Consider the following 13,823-nt stretch of genomic DNA (forward strand, 5'->3'; position numbering starts at 1 on the left):
GGCGGAGAGGCATGCCGCGTGCCGCGTACGCGACGGTGCCCAGGTCCTCAGCCACGGGCCCGTATCGGACCCACCTGGCGGCTGCTCAGGCCGATTCGCCCGTGGCGGTGGCCTGCGGGCCGGGCGGCGGCGGTGCGGCGCCGAGGATGGTCGCGACGGCCTGGGCGGTGAGGCGGTGCCAGTTCCGGGCGCCGCGCAGCATGGTGTGGCCGCCGGCCGGCATCTCGACGGTGTGCACGTGCGCGCCCGCGTCCCGGGCCCGCTCCCCGAACGCCCAGGAGCCCGCCGCCTTGGTGACCCGGTCGGCCGGGTCGTGGAGGAGGAACACGGTCCTGCCGCTGAGGTGGGCGACCGGCTCGTCCAGCGGGCACCAGGGAGCGAGGGCCACGACGCCGCGCACACCGGGCGCGCCCGCGACGCTGAGGGCCGCCCGGCCGCCCATCGAGTGGCCCACCAGGACGACGGGGATGCCCGAAGCCCCGCCGGCCGACCCGGCCACGTCCACCCGCTCGGCCATGTCGGCCGGCCCGGCGACATCGACCCGCTCGCTCATGTCGGTAACCCCGGCCACGCCGGTCAACTCGGCCAGAGCCTCCCGCGCGTCCTGCGCAGCATGCGCGTGCTCGCCGTTCCAGCCGCGGTGCCGGTAGCGCACGGCCGCCAACAGCACGTTCTCCGCCCGGAGATGCCGGTGGATCGCCCAGGCGACGGGGCGCATCCGCCAGCCGGGAAGGTTGACCGGGGACGGCGGGGCCAGCCCGTCGGCCCTGCCTCCGTGCAGCAGCAGTACCGCGGCAGCCGGGGCGGTGGGCCGGTGGAGCACCCGGACCGGCCGGTAGGGCGGCGGATGTGCTGTGCCGTCGGTGGCGCTCGGCTCCGCCCGGTCCCGTGGAGGCGGAATCATCCGCGGCCGCCCGTGCCGCCCGTGCCGCCCGTGCCGCCCGTGCCGCCCGTGCCGCCCGTGCCGCCCGTGCCGCCCGTGCCGCCCGTGCCGCCCGAGCGGCCCGGGTCCCGGCGCGGTGGCAGCGGGAAGAAGCCGCTGGTGCGGGCGGTGTAGGCGGCGTAACCGGGGCGTTGGGCCATGTGCTGCTCCAAGAGCCGCTTGCCACTCCCGCGGATCAGCAGGTACGACATGGCGAGCGGCGAGACGACCGAGACCACCGCAGACTGCCACATGCCGCAGGCCACCGTGAACAGCCCCCACCAGAGTAGGAAGTCGCCGAAGTAGTTGGGGTGGCGGGTCCACGCCCACAGCCCGCGGTCCATGATCCGGCCGCGGCCCGCCGGGTCGGCCCTGAACCGGGCGAGCTGGTGGTCGCCGATCCCTTCGAAGGCAAGACCCACGGCCCACAGCAGGCCGCCCACGGCGTCGGCCGGCCCGAGTGGAACGGGTTGGTACATCGCCGCCTGCACCGGCAGCGACACCAGCCAGACGAGCGCTCCTTGCAGGAGGTAGATCACGCGGAACGCGTATGCGGTGCCGCTTCCCGGCGCTCCGGCCAGCATGCGCGCGTAACGGGGATCCTCCCCGTGCCCCCGGCCGCGGCGGATGATGTGCGCGGCCAGCCTGAGGCCCCACACCGCGGTCGCCGCGGCGACCAGCAGCCGCCGGCCCCCGTCGCCGTGGCCGGCGGAGGCGGCGTACGTGGCGGCGGCGACCGCGGTGAACGCGATGCCCCAGGCGGCGTCGACCACCCGGTGCACGCCCTTCGCCAGGGCGATCGCGAACGTGACGAGCATGACCGCGAGGGCGGCGCACGCGGCGACCGCCAGGTTGCCCGCGAACGCCGGCCACGGGAATCCGCTCACCGATCGTCCCGGTACCAGCGGTGCGGGGTCGCGCCCATGCCCGCGGATCCCCCGGGCCCGGTGCGGACGGCGAGGATCTGGTCGACGCCCATCCGGCCCTGCGCGAAGGCCAGCCCGCTGCCGGCCAGGTAGAGCCGCCACACCCGCGCGGTCTGTTCGCCCTCCAGGGCGACGAACGCCGCCCACCGCTCCTCCAGTGTGCGGTGCCAGGCGGCGATGGTGCGCGCGTAGTGCTCCCGCAGCGACTCCACCGCCCGCACCTCCAGACCGGCCGCCTCCAGCAGGCCGACGGTCTCGCCGAGGGGGCGCATGTGCATGTCCGGCGCGATGTAGGACTCGATGAACCGCCCGCCTCCGGGCGCGTCGCAGCTCCTCGACATCTGCTGCACCAGCAGCCGGCCCTCCGGCCGCAGCAGCGCGTGCAGGTGCCGGGCGAAGGCCGGGTACTCGGCGCGGCCGACGTGCTCGCCCATCTCGACGGCCGCCACCGCGTCGAAGCCGCCGCCGTCCATCTCCCGGTGGTGCCGCAGATCGACCTCGACCAGGTCCTGAAGGCCCTGCTCCCGTACCCGGTCGCGGACGAAGTCCCGCTGCTGCCGGGAGAGCGTCACCGCGGTGACCCGGGCCTCGAACTCGCGTGCCGCGTACAGCGCCAGGCTGCCCCAGCCGCATCCGACGTCCAGCAGGTGCGCACCGGGGGCGAGCGCGAGCTTGCGGCAGATCAGCTCCAGCTTGTCGCGCTGCGCGTCGGCCGGACCGTAGCCCGGAGCGCCGGGGCGCGTCCAGTAGCCGCAGGAGTAGGCCATGGAGTCGTCCAGGAGCAGCGCGTACCAGTCGTTGGACAGGTCGTAGTGGTGGCTGATGGCGGCCCGGTCGCGGGCGGTGCTGTGCAGGGGCCCGCGCAGCCGCGCCCGCGCCGGTCCGGGCTCCGGCGGGCGCGGCCCGATCGCACCGAGCCGCAGGGCGGTGGCGAGGGCGGCGACACGTTCCCCGGGTCCCGGCGCGGCCGGGCTCAGGCCCCGCTCGCGCACCGACCGCCACACCGCGCCCAGCCCCTCGGCCAGATCGCCCTCGATGTCCAGGTCGCCCGCGATGTAGGCCTGCGCGAGGCCCAGTTCGCCCGGCCGCCAGAGCAGCCGCCGCAGCGCGCGCCGGGAGTGCAGCACCACCACGGGGGCGTCCGGCGGCCCGGCCTCGCTGCCGTCCCAGGTGCGCAGCCGCACGGGAACGCCTCCCGCGAACCACCGTTCCAGCAACCGGGCGAGGCGTTCCGCCGTGGTCGTCATCGTGTGTCCCCGCTTCCCGCCGGGGCCGCGGTCAGCAGCATCTGGCGCACGTCCAGGTAGCCGGACCGGAAGCCGGCCTCGGAGTAGGCCAGGTAGAACTCCCACATCCTGCGGAAGGTGGCGTCGAACCCGAGGGCGGTGACATCGTCGCCGCGTGCCGTGAAGCGTTCCCGCCACAGCCGCAGCGTCTGCGCGTAGTGCTCGCCGAAGCCGTCGTCCGCCTCGACCCGGAGTCCGGCCGGTCGCGCGGACCGCTCGACGGCCTCGGCGGAGGGGATGAGGCCGCCGGGGAAGATGTACTTGTTTATCCATGTGTGGGTGGTGCGGGTGGCCTGCATCCGCTCGTGCGCCATGGTGATCGCCTGGAGCGCGATCCGCCCGCCGGGGGCGAGCAGCCGGCGCAGCGTCTCGAAGTAGACGGGCCAGTACTCGCCGCCCACGGCTTCTATCATCTCGACGCTGACCACGGCGTCGTGGACGCCCGTCACCTCGCGGTAGTCGCACAGCTCGACCTCCACCCGCTCCGCGTGGCCGGCCGCCCGGACGCGCTCGGCGGCGAGGTCGCGCTGGGCCCGCGACAGTGTCACGGTCCGCACCCGCGCGCCGCGCGAGGCGGCACGCAGGGCGAGCTCGCCCCAGCCCGTACCGATCTCCAGCAGCCGGGTGCCCGGTCCGACGCCCGCCAGGTCCAGCAGGCGGTCGATCTTGTGCTGCTGTGCCGCGGCGAGATCCGGCCAGGTGGCGGGCAGTTCGGGGAAGACGGCCGAGGAGTACGTCATCGTGGGGTCGAGGAAGAGCGCGAACAGCTCGTTGGACAGGTCGTAGTGCCGGTGGACGTTCTGCCGCGCGCCGTCCGGCGTGTTGCGGTACGCCGCGGGGCGTCGCCGGGTCCAGGCGCCGCGGAGCCGCTGCAACGGCCGCGGCACGAGGGACGTGGCGTGTGAGGCGAGGACGGTGAGCACGGCCACGAGGTCGTCGGCGTCCCACTCGCCCGCCATGTACGACTCGCCGAAGCCGATCAGCCCGTGGGCGCCGATCCGGCGGAAGAAGGCCCGGGGATCGTGCACCCTCAGCAGCGGTCCCGCCTGGCCCGCCACCGGGGCGCCGGCCAGTTCGAGCCGTACCGGCAGGCCGGCCAGGGCCCGGACCACCAGCCACCGTGCCGCTCCCGTTCGCAATGGTGAGCCGCCGGGCACGCGTGCGACGTCGGGCCATCTGGAGGCGTCCACCCGCGTGCGCGGAGAGGCGGGGATACCGGGTCGGGTGCGGGCGCCGTGTGGCGCGGGAGCGCCGGGCCGGGCGGGCGTGCCGCGTGGGGTCGGGGTGCTCAGGATCCTCATTCCATTCCCTCCTGGACGGGGTGGTGCGGGCGGGGCCGCACCGGCACCCGGCGCAGGAACAGCCGGATGCCGTGCAGGCGGATGGTGGCGGAGACCGCCACCGTGGACCACGGATGACGCAGCGCCATGGCCAGCAGGCGCCGTCCCGTGGCGGGACGCCGGGTGCCGCGTACCGTCGCGGTGAACGGGCGCGCACCCGGCCGCCGGAGCTGCACGCTCAGATCCAGGCCCTCGCCCGGTTCGGGCAGCCGCATCCGGTAGGCGCCGTCGACCGGGAAGAACGGCGAGACGTAGAAGTCCTTGGCCACCCGGGCACGGGCGCCCGCGTCGGGGCGGAGCAGGTAGCAGTGCCGCTCGCCGTAGGTGTTGTGCACCTCGGCGACGACGCAGACCAGGGCACCGTCCTCGTCGTGGCACCAGTACAGCGTCAGGGGGTTGAACACGTACCCGAGCACGCGCGCGTGGCCGAGCATCAGCACGCGCCCGCGCGGCAGCGGCACCCCGCGCGCCGCGAGGAAGCGCTCCAGGCCGGCGCGGAGGGTGGCGTCCGTGCCGGAGAAGTGGTCGCGGGGGTCGAAGCGGGCCAGCGGCGCCAGCAGGGGCGGCAGCCGCGGCAGGCGGTCGATGTCGACGAGCCACAGGTACGTCCGGTGGCGCACCCGGTGCCGCACCGGAGCCGTGCGGACATGGCGGATCAGGCACGAGTACAGCGCGGGGGCCGCAGGCCCGGCCGGCGTTCGGGACGGTGTCACCACCGCACCCCCAGCGCGGCCGCCGCCTCGACGCCCGAACGGCAGCCGTCCTCGTGGAAGCCCCAGCCGTGGTAGGCGCCGGCGTAGGCGGTGACCGCGGTGCCGAGTTCCGCGAGGCGCTGCTGCGCGGCCACCGACCGCAGGGTGTAGACGGGGTGCTCGTACACCATCCGCGCCAGCACGTGACCGGTGCCGACCCGGTCGGCGGCGTTGAGGGTGACGAGGTAGTCGCGCGTCGCGGCCAGCCGCTGGAGGCGGTTCATGTGGTAGCTGACCCGGACGGACTCCACCGGCGCGCGGCAGGACGGCATCAGGTAGTTCCACGACGCCCGCGCGCCGCGTGCGCCGGGCAGCAGGGACGTGTCGGTGTGCAGCACGGTCTCGTTGCGCGCGTAGTCGAACGCCCCCAGGACCTGCCGCTCGCTCTCGGTGGGATCGGCCAGCATCCGCAGCGCCTGGTCGGGATGGACCGCGAGCACCACGGCGTCGTACTCGCGCGCGGTGCCGTCCGCGGCCATCACCCGGGCGCGGTCCGGCGACCGCCGCACCGCGCGGACGGGAGTGCCGGTGCGCACGGCCGGCAGCTGCTTGGCGACGCGGTCCACGTACTCCACCGAGCCGCCCACCACGGTCTTCCACCGCGGCGAACCGCCCACCGAGAGCAGGCCGTGGTGCTGGAGGAACCGGAACAGGTACACGGCCGGATACCGCAGGGCCGTACCGGGAGCGCAGGACCACACCGCCGAGACCAGCGGCGTCACGAAGTGCGTGACGAAGTAAGGGGAGAAGCCGCCCTCCGCCAGGAAGGCGCCCAGGGTCAGGGTGTCGTCGCCGGCGGCGAGCGCCCGCCGGGCCCTGCGGTGGAAGACCGGTACCTGGGCCAGCAGCCGCAGATAGCGTCCCCGCAGCGCCTGGCGCGGGCGCCCGAGCAGCCCCGCGGGCCCGCGCGCCCCGGCGTACTGGAGCCCGCAGCCGTCGCACCGCACCGACAGGCTCATCTCCGAGTCCTGCGTGCTCACCCCCAGCTCCCGAAAGAGCCGCAGCAGCAGCGGATAGGTGCGTTCGTTGTGCACGATGAACCCGCTGTCCACGCGGACCATCCGGCCGTCGCCGTCGGCGATGTCATGGGTGTGCGCGTGCCCGCCCAGCCGGTCCTGCGCCTCGTACAGCTCCACGTCGCAGGCCTGCCGCAGCACGTACGCCGCGGTGAGCCCCGCGACTCCGGCGCCCACCACGGCGATCCTCCGCCGATGCACAGCCATGCCCCCTCCTCACCGCGGGCGGCGGCTTCTCGCATGGCCGCCGGTTCTGTGAGGGGTTCGGAGCGGGACGGCGTCCGGATTGGTCGGCGGGGCGTCTTCCGGATCGGCCGGCGGACGCCGTCCGGACTGGTCGATGGAACGCTGTCCGGTTCGGCCGAAGGACGTCGTCCGGTTCGGCCGGCGGACGCCATCTGGTTCGGCTGACGGAACGCACTCCGGTTCAGTCCGCGGACGCCTTCCGGTTCAGCTGACGGACGCCCGCCGGATCAGCCGGCGGACGCCCCGCCGGATCGCCCGACGTCCGAGCGTGCCCCGCGGCCCGGCGGTCAGACCGGGATCAACGCGAGTGGCGGGCCGGTGGGCCTGGGCGAACCGCCACCGGGCTCGGCGGTCACACCGACCCCGTCCGCACCGTCCAGCGCACCGGCCAGCAGCGTGGAGCCCGAAGCGCGGCCGTGCGCCAGCAGGCCCGCCGGGTGCATGGTGCCGCCCCGGCTGAACCACAGCTCGTACACCCGGCCGTCCGGCAGCGCGGGCAGCCCGCGGTAGACGAACGCGGCCTGCCCCAGCCGCCGGGAGGACACCAGCGTCGCCGTGCCCCCGCCCTTGAGCCCGGCCGGCCGGAAGGACGCGTCCGGCGCGGCCATCAACGTGCTCAACGCCTCCGCCTGCTGCTGCGCGCGGGCGGTGCGGGACCGCTGCCGCTCGACCTCCCGATGCGCGTCCACGGCGAGGGCACCCGTCACCACGGCGAACACCAGACAGGCGGCGGCCGCCAGGTACGGCAGGCCCCGCCGCCACCGCCGGCGCAGCGGCACCACGGCCGCCTCACGCGCTCCCGGCGGGTGCTGCCTGACCTCGGGCAGCGCCGCCATCACCCGGGAGCGCAGGCCGGCCGGCGGCACCTCCGCCACCGCCAGCGCGAGCCTCGCGGCCGTCTCCCGCAGCTCGCGCACCTCCTGGGCGCACGCCTCACAGCGCCTGAGGTGCCGCGCGAACTCCTCGCTCTCCTCCCGGGAGAGCGCATCCAGCGCGTAGGCGCCGCTCAGCGCGTGCAGATCGGCGTCACTCACACCGACACCCCCAGGCAGTCCCGCAGGCGGATCAGCCCGTCGCGCAGCCGTGTCTTGACGGTGCCCAGGGCCGCGCCCAGCACGTCCGCCGTCTCCCGGTAGGTGTAGCCGCGGTAGTAGGCCAGCGTGACCGACTCCCTCTGCAACTCGGTGAGCTGCCCCATGCAGCGGCGCACCTGCTCGCGCTCCAGGCGCCGTTCCACCTGCTCGCTCACCTCGTCGAACGCCGGGCTGTGGCTGTGCGCCGCCACCCTGCTCTCCCGGTCCGCCGACGCCTGGGCCGAGCGCACCCGGTCCACCGCCCGCCGGTGCGCGAGGGTCGTGATCCAGGCCATCGCGCTGCCCCGCCGCGCGTCGAACCGGGCCGCGCAGCGCCACACCTCGATCAGGACCTCCTGCGCGACCTCCTCCGACTGGGCGGGATCCCGCAGCACCCCCCGTACCAGCCCGAGAACCGACCCGGCCACCGCGGAGTAGAGGCGCTCGAACGCCTCCTGGTCCCCGCGCGCCACCCGGTCGAGGAGCGATTCCAGGGCACCGGGCCGCGGTGCCGGGGACTGGTCGCCGCGTGCTGCCACGCGCATGGACACCTCCGGGCTTTCGACGACGTCACCCTGCCTTCGGAGCCGGAGCACCCCCGGATGGGTCGAACCCGCACGGGCCGCCGCGGGACGAGAGCGCCTGCCGCTGCCCGTACACGGCGGAAGGTACGCGGGCGGTACGGGGTGGTGCCGGGCGGGGTATACGGACGGTGCCCCGGCGTCGCGTCCCGTCGCGTCCCGCTTCGCGTCGTCCACCCCGGCATCGCGTCGTCCGCGTCGCCTCTGTTGGGATCCGACATCCGCCGGGCGCCGGGCTGTCGCATGTGCACACCCCGTGGGGCCCGCCGTCTCCGTAGGCTCGTCGTCGGCGGTCCATGGGGGCCCGGCCGTGCGTCGTCACACACGTAGGCCGCGAACCCCCATGGGCCGCCGCTCTCCTTCTGGGAGAGCGGAAGACGCGTGCGCCGCGCACGATACCCTCGGTGCGTGGACAGCGATGCGGGCAGCAGTGTGGACGGTGACGGGAGCCCCGTCGCGGACGGCGACGCGGGAAGCGAGATCGCCGAGGTGCTGGGCCTCCTGCTCAGGCGCACCACGCGTGTGGAGCTGTACCGGGCCCTGACGGAGGGCATGGGCGAGGCGGTCGACGAACTGACCTATCCGGTTCTCAGCGGGCTGGCCAGAACGGGTCCCTGCAGTGCCGCCGACCTCGCCCCCGAGGCCGGGCTCGACCGCTCCGGTGTCACGCGCCGCGCCTCCCGGCTGGAGGCGGCCGGACTCGTCCGCCGTGCCCCCGACCCGGCGGACCGGCGGGCCGCACTGCTGATCCTCACGGATCGTGGCGAGCGGACGGTTGAGGAACTGCGGCGGCGCCTCGCCGCGCGCATCACCGCCAGCCTCAGCGCCTGGCCGGACGGTGAGGCGCGGTCCTTCGCCCGCCACCTGCGCACGTTCGTGACCGAGGGCCCTTTCGGCGGGCCCGTCGCCGGGTAGCCATGCGGTTCCGCTCAGCGTGCCGTGCCGAGGTTCCGGTCCGCCGGTGAGCCCTGGAGCAGGAGCGTGGTCTCCTCGGCGCGCCTGAAGCGGCCGTCGGGGGCGAACTCGCCGAAGAGGTAGACCTCCGTCTCGACGGTGCCGCCGTCCTTCTTGGTGATCCGGACCGTGTGCCGGTCGGCGTACGACCGGCCGTCCGTCAGCTCGTCCAGGACGTCGACGCCGCCTTCTGCCACGACCGTGCGCAGATGGGCGATGTGCTGGAGAAAACCTCCGCGGTCGTCCCAGCGCCCGTCCGTGCGCTGGCGGTAGTCGGGTGCGAAGTGCCGGTCCGCGGCCTCGTCCAGGGAGAGCCCGGGGGTGAAGAGCAGGTCGGTGAGGGCGGCGGCGATGGTGGTGTGGCGCGACATGGTCATCCGTTCTGCCGGTACGAGAAGCGTGCGCTGCGCACGCTTCTCGTACGGTAGCAGATTGCGTGCGTGACGCACGCTGTCGAATGCGTGTCAGGGGGCGGGAGCCGGCGTCGGGGCCGCGTGCCTCGCCGACCTGCCGTGGTGCCACGCGAGGTAGATCCGGAACGGGACGGCCAGCGCGACCCACCAGTACTCCGCCGCGCTCGGCGAGATCAGCGCCACGGGTACCGAGCTTCCGAAGATGACCGCGGCACCCGCCGCGTAGTGCAGGGACTGGGTGATGAGGGAGCGCGGGGTCTCCGGGTTGCACAGTGCGGGGTGCCGCAGGAGCCGGACCGCCATCGCCGTGATCAGCAGGGCGGACAGGGTGATCGTGCCGGCGTACAGCGAGGTCGCGATCGCGCTGTCGTGGTAGGTCGTGATGATCTTCGTCGGAAACGGGAGGACGGCGACCAGGGCCATCAGCGCCAGATCGAGGTAGAGCAGTGGCCCGTCCAGCGCTTTCGCCATGTGGAACAGGCGGTGGTGGGACACCCACAGGGACCCGACGACGAGGAAGCTGAGCAGGTACCCGGCGACGGACGGCAGCGCCTCCCGGAGCCCGTGCCCGAGCTCGTCCGCCGGCAGGTCCTCGGGGATGCGTATCTCCAGGGCGAGGAGCGTGATGGCGATGGCGAAGACCGCGTCGGCGAACGCTCGCACCCGCTCGACGTCGATTCCGTGGAGGGTTCTCACTGGCGGGGCTCCTCGTTCTCTTCGGCTGCTCGGCCCCTCTGGGCCTCGCCTCGGTGCCGGGGCGGAAGCGGTGCACGGGCCGACGTGTGCTTGCGCGGGGTGGTCGGGCGCGTGGACCGCGGCCGCGCCGGCCGTGCCGCCGCGGTGCCCGGCACCCGGTAGTGACTCTGCATCTGACGAACTTGACATGTCAAATTCGACGTGTGACCGTCTCTGCGTCCTGGTGTGATCTGACGATCCGCCGGGACGCCGGCGGTACCGCGCCGGCCCCGCGAGTCATCCACCCCGGGGGCCACCCACGTGGATGAGGCGCCCCGTACCGGTGCCGGTGCCGGTGCCGGTTCTGGTGTCGCCCGCGGCTTCCGGGCGAACGAGTGAGCGCACCGGCCGAGCCGCCCTCCCGACCGGCCCCGGACGCCCGGGAGCCCGCCCTCGGTGACACCGACTCCACCCCACGGACAGGGAGACCTATGAGCTACTTCGAGATACTGGCGGCGGTCGTCGTCGTGGCGGCGATCATCGCGCGCCAGTTGCGCGGTGAGGCGCTCACGGGCCGGCGGCTGATGGTGCTGCCCGTCGTGCTCATCGTGATCGGCCTCGGCCTGCTGAGAGACGACCACCCGGCCTCCGCCGACATCGCGTGCCTTGCGGTCGGCGGGCTGCTCGTCGCGGCCATCGGAGCCGTCCAGGGGGCCATGACCCGGCTGGAGCCGCGGGCCGGTGTGACGTGGGCGCGCACGCCGGCCGCCGGGCTGTGGCTGTGGGCCCTCCTGGTGGTCACCCGCTTGGCCATGACGGTCGTCGCGCACGCGATGGACGCGAAGGTGGCCGCGTCCTCGGCCAGCATCTTCCTGGCGCTGGGCGTCAACCGGCTCGGGCAGGCGGCCGTCCTCGTCCCGCGCCTGATGTCCTCCGGCATGGAGTTCGCCCCGGAGCGGGACGGGCGGACGTTCCCGGACCAGATCGCGCAGCGGTTCAGCCCGCCGCCACTGGACAACCGGCCTCCGGGGGCGGTACCCGAAGCCGGTCAGCCGGGCCCCGGAGCAGGCCAGCCCATGCCGGGATCTGGCCAGCCGGTGCCAGGAACCGGCCAGCCGGTGCCGGGATTCGGTCAGCCGATGCCCGGAGCGGGCCAGCCGGCCCCGGGCCCCCGCTACCAGCAGGGCGACGCGCTGGACGCACTGGACGCCCTGCGCAACCGCCGGCAGCTGCGCCGGGCCCGCAGGTACGGCGGTGGGCGATGAGGATCGGCGAGGTGCCGAACACCCGCCCCGCACACCGGTGCACCAAAGGGCATCCCACCGGGACCGAACGGCCCGCGAACGGCGCATCCGGCTCCCGGGCGGTCTACCGTCCGTGTCCGACGGCAGATCGGTTCCCGTGAACGGCATCGCCGTCGGTGAGTCCACCGCTCGTCCGGAACCCGCTGACCCCGGGACCGATTCCGGATCTCCGGCGCCTGCCGCGGCGGACTCTCCCTTTTCCTCCTCGGCCCAGGAGCTTTTGATCCCCGCATCGCTCGTCGCCGAGGTTGTCATGCTGCCGGAAGGGACGTGCGTCGCGTGCCGGCGGAGACGGAAGTTCTCCGCCGGCACGCGGCCACGTTCCCTCTGGGAGCGGCGGACGGCGCCGGACCTGCCGGAGCAGGCGCCTCACCGACTCAGCCAATTGAATGAGGAATGAAATGCAATTCGCTAAGGGCTTCCTGCCCTGGGTGGCCTTTGCCGGGCTGTCCGCCTTCGGATGGCAGTGGGCGTCCCTGGGCGGCCTCGTGGTCAGCGCCTGGATCCTGATCAGCGGAGTGAGGGGAGGCAACAAGGCCGAAGCCCTCGTCCTGGAGTACAGCAACACCGTGTTCTTCCTGCTCTGGACCCTGCTCGCCTTCGCCGACACGAGCAGCCCCGCGGAGCATCTGGACGGCCCGGTGTCCATGGCCTGGCTGGCCGCCACCGCATGGGGCTCGATCCTCATCGGCCACCCGTTCACCACCGGTATCGCGAAGCGGGACGTTCCGCGCGAGATGTGGAACCACCCCGGCTTCATCCGGACCAACCTGATCCTGACGAGGGTCTGGGCCGTCGCGTTCTCGATCAGCACCCTCACGCTGGGCCTGGTCGTCGTCGCCCATCTGAACGTCGGCTTCAGGGTCTTCTTCCAGGCGGCCGGGCTGATCATCCCCGCGATCATCACCGTCCAGTACCCCAAGCGCGTCCAGGCGCGCATGAACGAGACCATGACGCAGGGAGTCTGACCATGATGACCACCCCACCCCCGCCGCACCTCGCACGGAACTACGCGCCGGTGATGGACGAGATGACCGTCCAGGACCTGGACGTCACCGGGTCGATCCCCCCGGAACTCAGCGGCTGGTACGTGCGCAACGGCCCCAACCCGCAGGACGCCCGGTCCGCCCACTGGTTCTTCGGCGACGGCATGGTGCACGGCGTCCGCCTGGACAGCGGTCGGGCGACCTCGTACCGGAACCGCTGGGTCCGGACCACCAAGTTCACCGACGGCCGCACGTCCTACGGCGAGAACGGTGAGGAAGACCTGACCGCCGGCTCGGCCAACACCCATGTGGTCCGGCACGCCGGGCGGACGTTCGCCCTGGTGGAGTCGTCCCTGCCGTACGAACTCGACTGCCGTCCGGGCCGCGAGTTCGACACCGTCGGCCCCTACGACTTCGGCGGGCGCCTCGACACCGCCATGACCGCGCACCCCAAGACGTGCCCGGTCACCGGCGAGCTGCACTTCTTCGGGTACGGCGGCTTCAAGCCCCCGTTCCTCACGTACCACCGCGCGGACGCCTCGGGTGCCCTGACGGTCAGCCGGCCGATCGACGTGCCGGCGCACACGATGATGCACGACTTCCACCTGACCACCAATTACGTCGTCTTCATGGACCTGCCGGTCGTCTTCGACCGGGAGACGGCCATGCGCGGCGACGACCTGCCGTACAAGTGGCACCCGGGCTACGGCGCACGCCTCGGCGTGCTGCGCCGCAACGACCCGTACGGCGCCGTCCACTGGCTGCCCGTCGAGCCGTGCTACGTGTTCCACGCCATGAACGCGTTCGACGAGGGGCCCGGCAGCGGGCGGATCGTCATGTACGTGTCCCGCTACCCGGTCTACCGGGAGACCAGCGCCACCATGTGGCGGTGGGAGATCGACGTCGACGCGGGCAAGGTCGTCGAGGTCCAGCTCGACGACACCCCGTGCGAGTTCCCCCGGGTCGACGACCGCCTGGCCGGCCAGGACTCCCGCTTCGGGCACGTCACGGTCACCGACACCCCGAACCTCGGCACCGGGCTCGACCGCTCCTACCTGGTCCGCTACGACCTGCACACGGGTGACACGACGCGCCACGAGTTCGGCGCGGGCCGCGTTCCCAACGAGGCCGCGTTCGCGGCCTCGGACGGCACTCCCGGCGGCCCGGGCTGGCTGCTGAGCTACGTGTACGACGCGAGCACCGACAAGAGCGACCTGGTGATCCTGGACGCGCAGAACGTGGTGGCGCCGCCGGTGGCCACGATCCACCTGCCCCGGCGCGTCCCGTTCGGCTTCCACGGCAACTGGCTGCCGGACGAGTGAGCGGGCGCGGGCCCGTCGCCTCTGGTG

Annotated in this window: 14 protein-coding genes; 4 read left to right on the forward strand and 10 right to left on the reverse strand. The window is 73.8% G+C overall.

Going from position 1 to position 13,823, the window contains the following annotated elements; genetic code table 11:
* Positions 1-85 precede the first annotated feature (85 nt).
* The 8 genes from Sm713_RS13140 to sigK form a co-directional block, all read right to left on the reverse strand.
* Positions 86-904, reverse strand: a complete 819-nt coding sequence (locus Sm713_RS13140) for an alpha/beta hydrolase (RefSeq protein ID WP_249416265.1) — start codon at positions 902-904, stop codon at positions 86-88.
* Positions 901-1,809 (reverse strand): DUF1295 domain-containing protein, encoded by a 909-nt coding sequence (locus Sm713_RS13145; protein WP_212909816.1) that lies wholly within the window; start codon positions 1,807-1,809, stop codon positions 901-903. The genes Sm713_RS13140 and Sm713_RS13145 overlap by 4 nt, the downstream gene beginning before the upstream one ends.
* The gene (locus Sm713_RS13150) at positions 1,806-3,095 is read right to left on the reverse strand and encodes a cyclopropane-fatty-acyl-phospholipid synthase family protein (protein ID WP_212909817.1); all 1,290 of its coding nucleotides are present in this window, start codon (positions 3,093-3,095) and stop codon (positions 1,806-1,808) included. Before Sm713_RS13150 ends, Sm713_RS13145 begins: the two co-directional genes overlap by 4 nt.
* On the reverse strand, positions 3,092-4,435 hold the full coding sequence (locus Sm713_RS13155; protein WP_212909818.1) for a cyclopropane-fatty-acyl-phospholipid synthase family protein: 1,344 nt from the start codon (positions 4,433-4,435) through the stop codon (positions 3,092-3,094). Before Sm713_RS13155 ends, Sm713_RS13150 begins: the two co-directional genes overlap by 4 nt.
* On the reverse strand, positions 4,432-5,187 hold the full coding sequence (locus Sm713_RS13160) for a DUF1365 domain-containing protein (protein ID WP_212909819.1): 756 nt from the start codon (positions 5,185-5,187) through the stop codon (positions 4,432-4,434). Before Sm713_RS13160 ends, Sm713_RS13155 begins: the two co-directional genes overlap by 4 nt.
* Positions 5,184-6,449, reverse strand: a complete 1,266-nt coding sequence (locus Sm713_RS13165) for an NAD(P)/FAD-dependent oxidoreductase (RefSeq protein ID WP_212909820.1) — start codon at positions 6,447-6,449, stop codon at positions 5,184-5,186. Before Sm713_RS13165 ends, Sm713_RS13160 begins: the two co-directional genes overlap by 4 nt.
* A gap of 326 nt (positions 6,450-6,775) precedes the next feature.
* The gene (locus Sm713_RS13170) at positions 6,776-7,522 is read right to left on the reverse strand and encodes an anti-sigma factor domain-containing protein (RefSeq protein WP_212909821.1); all 747 of its coding nucleotides are present in this window, start codon (positions 7,520-7,522) and stop codon (positions 6,776-6,778) included.
* Positions 7,519-8,106 carry an ECF RNA polymerase sigma factor SigK gene (sigK, locus tag Sm713_RS13175; protein WP_212909822.1) on the reverse strand — a complete coding sequence of 196 codons (588 nt, stop codon included), beginning with the start codon at positions 8,104-8,106 and terminating at the stop codon, positions 7,519-7,521. The genes Sm713_RS13170 and sigK overlap by 4 nt, the downstream gene beginning before the upstream one ends.
* A 468-nt stretch (positions 8,107-8,574) precedes the next feature.
* On the opposite strand from sigK, the gene Sm713_RS13180 reads away from it, so the two are divergent.
* Positions 8,575-9,057, forward strand: coding sequence for a MarR family winged helix-turn-helix transcriptional regulator (locus Sm713_RS13180; protein WP_249416583.1), 483 nt, complete (start codon positions 8,575-8,577; stop codon positions 9,055-9,057).
* 14 nt (positions 9,058-9,071) lie between these two features.
* Here Sm713_RS13180 and Sm713_RS13185 read toward each other — a convergent pair whose 3' ends face one another.
* The gene (locus Sm713_RS13185) at positions 9,072-9,467 is read right to left on the reverse strand and encodes a nuclear transport factor 2 family protein (RefSeq protein ID WP_212909823.1); all 396 of its coding nucleotides are present in this window, start codon (positions 9,465-9,467) and stop codon (positions 9,072-9,074) included.
* Positions 9,468-9,560: 93 nt separating this feature from the next.
* Complete coding sequence (locus tag Sm713_RS13190) at positions 9,561-10,205, reverse strand: TMEM175 family protein (protein ID WP_212909824.1); 645 nt, start codon at positions 10,203-10,205, stop codon at positions 9,561-9,563.
* Positions 10,206-10,675: 470 nt separating this feature from the next.
* On the opposite strand from Sm713_RS13190, the gene Sm713_RS13195 reads away from it, so the two are divergent.
* From Sm713_RS13195 to Sm713_RS13205, 3 genes are all read left to right on the forward strand, one after another.
* Complete coding sequence (locus Sm713_RS13195) at positions 10,676-11,449, forward strand: hypothetical protein (RefSeq protein ID WP_212909825.1); 774 nt, start codon at positions 10,676-10,678, stop codon at positions 11,447-11,449.
* Between the two features lie 440 nt (positions 11,450-11,889).
* Positions 11,890-12,456, forward strand: coding sequence for a hypothetical protein (locus Sm713_RS13200; RefSeq protein ID WP_212909826.1), 567 nt, complete (start codon positions 11,890-11,892; stop codon positions 12,454-12,456).
* A 2-nt stretch (positions 12,457-12,458) separates the two neighbouring features.
* On the forward strand, positions 12,459-13,796 hold the full coding sequence (locus Sm713_RS13205; protein ID WP_212909827.1) for a carotenoid oxygenase family protein: 1,338 nt from the start codon (positions 12,459-12,461) through the stop codon (positions 13,794-13,796).
* Positions 13,797-13,823 lie beyond the last annotated feature (27 nt).

It is taken from the genome of Streptomyces sp. TS71-3, from assembly GCF_018327685.1.
GTDB lineage: Bacteria > Actinomycetota > Actinomycetes > Streptomycetales > Streptomycetaceae > Streptomyces.

What these genes read in the sequence shown, in the direction of transcription:
- Sm713_RS13140 (WP_249416265.1), bottom strand. Translation starts at nt 904, where the DNA reads ATGATTCCGCCTCCACGGGACCGGGCGGAGCCGAGCGCCACCGACGGC.
- Sm713_RS13150 (WP_212909817.1), bottom strand. Translation starts at nt 3,095, where the DNA reads ATGACGACCACGGCGGAACGCCTCGCCCGGTTGCTGGAACGGTGGTTC.
- Sm713_RS13155 (WP_212909818.1), bottom strand. Translation starts at nt 4,435, where the DNA reads ATGAGGATCCTGAGCACCCCGACCCCACGCGGCACGCCCGCCCGGCCC.
- Sm713_RS13165 (WP_212909820.1), bottom strand. Translation starts at nt 6,449, where the DNA reads ATGGCTGTGCATCGGCGGAGGATCGCCGTGGTGGGCGCCGGAGTCGCG.
- sigK (WP_212909822.1), bottom strand. Translation starts at nt 8,106, where the DNA reads ATGCGCGTGGCAGCACGCGGCGACCAGTCCCCGGCACCGCGGCCCGGT.
- Sm713_RS13185 (WP_212909823.1), bottom strand. Translation starts at nt 9,467, where the DNA reads ATGTCGCGCCACACCACCATCGCCGCCGCCCTCACCGACCTGCTCTTC.
- Sm713_RS13195 (WP_212909825.1), top strand. Translation starts at nt 10,676, where the DNA reads ATGAGCTACTTCGAGATACTGGCGGCGGTCGTCGTCGTGGCGGCGATC.
- Sm713_RS13200 (WP_212909826.1), top strand. Translation starts at nt 11,890, where the DNA reads ATGCAATTCGCTAAGGGCTTCCTGCCCTGGGTGGCCTTTGCCGGGCTG.
- Sm713_RS13205 (WP_212909827.1), top strand. Translation starts at nt 12,459, where the DNA reads ATGATGACCACCCCACCCCCGCCGCACCTCGCACGGAACTACGCGCCG.